At 41.5% G+C, this 530-nt stretch carries 1 protein-coding gene; it reads left to right on the forward strand.

Annotated elements, in window-relative coordinates; genetic code table 11:
• Positions 1-147 precede the first annotated feature (147 nt).
• Positions 148-453, forward strand: coding sequence for a PepSY domain-containing protein (locus tag ACOI06_RS14585; protein ID WP_420663317.1), 306 nt, complete (start codon positions 148-150; stop codon positions 451-453).
• The last annotated feature ends 77 nt before the right edge of the window (positions 454-530 follow it).

Consider the following 530-nt stretch of genomic DNA (forward strand, 5'->3'; position numbering starts at 1 on the left):
ATTCTATTTCAAAAATATTACTGGTAACCTTGTTCATGGCGGCATTCTCCTTGGTGATTTTGGTTTCGTCACTAACAATCAACCAGAAATGCCGCCTCCTTGCAAGACATTCAAACACTACTTTCGGTTATAGCTCAGGAAATAACTATGAAAACTTTAACTACATTATGTGTGTCCGTTGCTTTAATGATGGGCGCAGGTTTAGCTCAAGCTGATGTCAGCCCAGCTAAAACAGTTGAACTAAGCACCTCAGGCGCAATTTTAGCCTTTGATAAACTTGACCAGACAGCTTTAGCGCAACATCCAAAGGCCACCATAGTGGACACAGAGCTTGATGAGTCGTACGGCCGCTATATTTACCAAGTAGACCTGCGTGACGATAAAGGCCAGAAATGGGAAGTTGAAATGGATGCTGCTACTGGCGAGATTTTGAAAAATCGTCAGGATGATTAACACTTAAATAAATCTGTAAACAAAGCTACGTAACTACCCATGGTCGAGTAATCTTTTTAAAGAATACCGCCATGGGT

Origin of the sequence: Orrella sp. 11846 (assembly GCF_048820935.1) — a bacterium.
Lineage (GTDB): Bacteria > Pseudomonadota > Gammaproteobacteria > Burkholderiales > Burkholderiaceae_B > Algicoccus.